Below are 4,572 nucleotides of genomic sequence, written 5' to 3' on the forward strand. Positions count from 1 at the left end.
CGTTCCGTCGTAATCTGCCCGCAACGATATCGCCTTCGTCATGCCAAACCTCCGTTTGGCACAATGAGTCAGAATTTCTCTGATTTGGGAATCCCATCACGAGTCGGCGTCATTGCTCGGTGGTATTACGACGCCGTGTAGCGTGCCAATGAATGAATGGTCGCAGGCCGTTGGTTACGGGTTGCTTCGCTGCATCGGCGATCACGTTCTAGATAGTCCAGGAATTTGCGGACGACGGCCGTACTGTGTCAATGTAGCGGGCGAGCGCCTCAGCAACAGACGAAACGAGTGGATAGATCTGCGGCTGGCGGCGCTTCAGACGGAAAAGCCTGAGGGTCCGACCGGCCCAGTCGATCTGATCGAGACGCAATGCCACTACTCCCCCGCTGCGCATTCCATATACCGCAAGCAGCAGCAGGATTGCACGGTCGCGGATGTCCCGCGGCTTGTCGGTCTCAGCATCGGCCAACATGCGCTGCACGTCTGACCAGTTCGGGGCGTACGGCAGCGACTCCTGTCGGTAAAGCCGGGGACGACAGATCGATCCGGCCAGGCTGTCTGCGCACAATCCCCGCTTTCCAGCGTAGCGCAGAAATACCCGCAGAGCCGAAGCAGTGTTGGCGACCGACACGCGGGACCATCGTCCCGTTGCCTGGGTAACAAAATAAGCGTCGATGTCGCCGGCCTCAAGATCCCTGAGTTGCCGGTTCGTCTGATCGCACCAGCGCAGGAACCTGCCGATCACACGGGTCCATTGCTCGAACGTCGACGGTGTGAAGTCACGCTCATCGCGCATCCATCTCACATACTCATCGAGTTGGCTCTGATACTCGAACCAGGCACTCGGTTCACGCCACCAACCGAGAAATCGAAGCCAAGGTCGCCCGATATCGACCACTCTTCGCGCCGCGGTGAGCGCTCCGTGCGCTTGTTGCCTCTCAATCGCAATCTGTCGAAGGGCCTCGATGTCGATGCCCTCTGAAGAATCATCCGGGCCGAGACGCGTGGCAATCCACAACAGCTCGTTGCGCTTGATTTTGAGAGAAGCGGGGGTGGCACCGCGTTCCGCACAGTGGCGAAGGTAACGGTTCCGCTCTTCGGCAAACGGCGCGTCATCATGGTAGTGGCCCGCCGAGTGGCCGGCATCTGTCGTCTGATCCATAGCAAACCTCCATTGGAAAAGGCTTGCTACCCAGCCATTGAGTTATGTTGCGTCAAGAACCCCACGACGGCCAAGCGCCCGAGCAAGAACGCGTTTCCGCAACATAAATTTGGCCGCAACATAACGACTGTAACCATAACCATCGGGATGGACGCTGCGATACTCCTCCCACAGGATCAGCAGTGTCACGCCGGGCTTCTTCAGCTCAATGGAAAGCTCCGCCCAGTTTGGCTCGTGACGTCGCCGCTGGCCCTGTTTGACGCCGGCGCGGATGAAAAGCCGATGCTCGAGCGCATCGTCTGTCAGTTCTCCTGGCAATGGCCAGTTCAACCCGGCGGCCTTTGCCCGATCCAGGTTATCTTGCACCGTGCTTCGAGCGATCCCGAGCACCACCGCAATCTCGCGTACGCTTGTCCCGCCGGCAGAGAGCCGAAGCATCTGTCGTATGTGTCGCATGGTCAGCCTTCTCTTTGACGGCATGAAATTCCCCTCGTGGATACTGAGGAGATTCATGCCAAGGTTGCTGACCCAAGGGCATCGTCACGACGGAAAAACCGTCCGGTGATTGATCGGAATGCTGTCCGGATATTGATCGGAACCCCGTCCGGTTAATTCCTGGAATCTGCATTTACGAACAGTCAGAGCTTGAGATACGCCATAGAGCGAGCTGGGATGGTAAGTTCTGGAAAGGTCATTCGGTTTCCAAATAGCAATGAAAAAGGAAGCGTTTTGATTGTGCGAGAGTGGACCCGAGAGCAAGTGGATGCGGCTGCACCTGGCTCGATTGATCTTGGAGGCGAGGCGGGCGTTTCGTGGTGACGACGGCGCGTGAACAATGGGCCGGACGGGCCGGAAAATTGCACCACCGGCCATCGTCGGGGCCGGGGTGGGGATCGGCCCGTGGTCGCCATGTCTAGTGTCTAGACCTGTCCAGCCGTTTTCGGGAAATACCCATGAAACAAAACCCAAACCCACACGTACAGGAATGGCTAGACGAACCTAGACACTAGGCTGTGGTGACAATTTAACGGCTCGGCGATTCCCTTCTTGGTGCAAATCAGATTCAAAGCTGGCTTTTGGAGGTCAGCTTTGAACGGTGAGATTTTGCGCGACGATCAGTGGGAAAAGGTGAAGCCGTTCGTTCCGGGCGGGCGCAAGGGCAAGCGCGGGCCGCGCAGCGACGGTCGGCGCTTCTTCGATGCGCTGTTGTGGGTGGCTCGCTCGGGGGCGCGCTGGCGCGATCTGCCGGAGCGGTTCGGACCGTATCAAACGGCCAAACGTCGCTACTATCGCTGGATTGAGTTGGCGGTGTTCGATCGCCTGTTCGAAGCGGTTGCCGGCGATCCCGACCTGGAATGGCTGATGATCGACGCGACCGTGATCCGCGCGAACGCCCAGGCCGCCGGCGCGCGGCGCAAAAGGGGGGACCTCAAGCCCAGGCTCTCGGCCGTTCGCGTGGCGGCTTCGGCAGCAAGTTGCATGCCGTCGTAGACGCGCTTGGCCTGCCGGTCCGCTTCGAACTCGGACCGGGCCAGCAGAACGACATGGCGCCCGCCTGTGGTCTGGTCGAAGGGCTGGCGACCGGCCAAGTCATCGCCGATCGCGCCTATGATGCCGACCGGCTCCATGACGTCATCCTCGATCAGGGCGGCGAGCCGGTCATCCCGACGCGCCGTCACCGAAAATACCAGCATTCATACGACAAGATCGCCTATCGCAACCGCTGGCGAGTTGAGGGCTTCTTCGCCAAGCTCAAGCAGTGGCGACGCATCGCAACCCGCTACGACAAACTCGCGGCCAACTTCCTCGGCTTCGTCAAGCTCGCAGCCATCATGCTCTGGCTCAAATGATTAAATCGTCACTACAGCCTAGACAGTTTGCGTGCAATTTATTGAATTGTAAGCAAATAATAATTCAATTCATGATTGCATATGCAAAAATCCCACAAAACTCGCACCCATGACAGGTGGATCTAACCCACTTCACCGATTAGGCCGTTCGAGCAGCGCCACCACGTCAGCCTGCATATCGAGGCACAAACTCTGATATTCGAGGATCAGCTCTTCCTGTCGAGGAACCTCCCTTCGGAGGTCATCGAGCTTCTTGGCGGCTAACGCGTAGCTTTCGAAAAGGTCATCCAACTCGTGGCTTTTGACAGAACGCAGGTGCCCTCTATGACGAGGCAAGGCCAGCGCTAAGCGGGCTCTGCCGTTCTGAACCAAGGACATTTTCTTGTCTTCCCGTTGCGATCCAGGAACTTTAATCGAGACGGCAAACATATTCGACTAACCGGTGGGGCCGGTGTTGGGCATCATGCGCCGAAAAATGTGCATCGGTGGGCCATGCGGTGGATTGTGAGCCATTCGCGCATTGCGCGACTCGCCACAATTTAACAGCGATGCATCACTTACAACGCATTGTGTCCATTCAATATTCCTAACAATAAATTTACCACAAGAACATATCGAGGACATCGGCTAGTCAAATGGCTGAAATAACCTGCAGAAATCAGGGGTTTGGTTGTGAACCATCTAGGAACGCACCGGAACATTTCGCGCCCGCAGCAAGAAACTTGCGCATTCCCCCTACAATCTGGCTGGCGGATTGTTGCTGCGAACGTGTCGGCTGTCCCCTAAGCTGCCTCTTTCTTGATCATTGGAGGAGATGATCTGCTCAGACGCCGAAAGAAGCATTTCAAAGGGAGGCATGACTGTGATCACGAAGCGATATGACCTAAGGCGTGAACTGGATGGGACTTCAACGGTGTTCGACGTGTTCACCGGGAGGCCAGCTACGGTCGACGACCATCAGCTTGCCGTAGGACTGTCCGCTGAGTTAGCGGACGATACGCTCCAAGTACTCAACCTTGAGGATGCCATTCGAAGAGGCTTCATGTGGAAGCCCAGAGTTAGGCGCTAGGGGGTAGCACCATGAACGCCATCAACAACCGCTGCCAGCCCAAAGCCACAACCTATCGTGCTCGCTCCTATTTCCCCCTAACGGGTAAGGTCACTTGGTACCTCACGCATGACTATCATCACGCTCGGTGGTGCTGGACCAAGGATGCCGATCGCCAAGCATCGTTTCGAGATGATGGAGAGCTGTTCAAAGCGATCGCAGAAGCTGGAAGCCGAAACGAAAAGATTGGCGTCCGCAATGTGATCGTCGAAACCATCACTCACGAGGAGCAGGAGCTTAGCCACTTCGATCACCCACGGGAACACGCCGAGTGAACCAACGCACCAATGTCCTACAATTCATTCTCCTTACAAACCAGCCAGAGTGAGATCCCCTAGGAAGTGTGGACAGTTATCTGATCCATAGAACGATTGCTGCGATAGTGACGACTGCGAGGTAGTTTTCGGCGGTTTTTTCGAAGCGAGTAGCGACCCTTCGGAACTGCTTGAGTC

Annotated in this window: 5 protein-coding genes and 1 pseudogene; 2 read left to right on the forward strand and 4 right to left on the reverse strand. The window is 56.8% G+C overall.

The window, feature by feature from the left end:
* Positions 1-208: 208 nt before the first annotated feature.
* Together BC363_RS29190 and BC363_RS29195 are read right to left on the reverse strand one after the other, a co-directional pair.
* Positions 209-1,162, reverse strand: coding sequence for a tyrosine-type recombinase/integrase (locus tag BC363_RS29190; protein WP_244519972.1), 954 nt, complete (start codon positions 1,160-1,162; stop codon positions 209-211).
* Between the two features lie 42 nt (positions 1,163-1,204).
* Positions 1,205-1,642 (reverse strand): helix-turn-helix domain-containing protein, encoded by a 438-nt coding sequence (locus BC363_RS29195; RefSeq protein ID WP_065787360.1) that lies wholly within the window; start codon positions 1,640-1,642, stop codon positions 1,205-1,207.
* Positions 1,643-2,251: 609 nt separating this feature from the next.
* Between BC363_RS29195 and BC363_RS29200 the strand changes: the two genes are divergently transcribed.
* Positions 2,252-3,012, forward strand: a protein-coding gene (locus tag BC363_RS29200) for an IS5 family transposase (protein ID WP_141690475.1) whose coding sequence is annotated in 2 segments (ribosomal slippage) — positions 2,252-2,579 and positions 2,579-3,012 — 762 coding nt in all. Because the reading frame shifts where the segments join, the coding sequence is not laid out codon by codon here.
* A gap of 132 nt (positions 3,013-3,144) precedes the next feature.
* Here BC363_RS29200 and BC363_RS29205 read toward each other — a convergent pair.
* A complete protein-coding gene (locus BC363_RS29205; protein WP_244512858.1) occupies positions 3,145-3,441 on the reverse strand; it encodes a hypothetical protein in 297 nt (98 codons plus the stop codon).
* A gap of 651 nt (positions 3,442-4,092) precedes the next feature.
* On the opposite strand from BC363_RS29205, the gene BC363_RS29215 reads away from it, so the two are divergent.
* Entirely contained in the window at positions 4,093-4,395 is a 303-nt protein-coding gene (locus BC363_RS29215; protein WP_065787068.1) for a hypothetical protein, read from the forward strand.
* A gap of 76 nt (positions 4,396-4,471) precedes the next feature.
* Here BC363_RS29215 and BC363_RS33990 read toward each other — a convergent pair.
* A pseudogene (locus tag BC363_RS33990) lies at positions 4,472-4,572 on the reverse strand (IS5/IS1182 family transposase); the annotation flags it as partial.

Origin of the sequence: Ensifer sp. LC384 (assembly GCF_001695865.1) — a bacterium.
Classification (GTDB): Bacteria; Pseudomonadota; Alphaproteobacteria; order Rhizobiales; family Rhizobiaceae; genus Ensifer.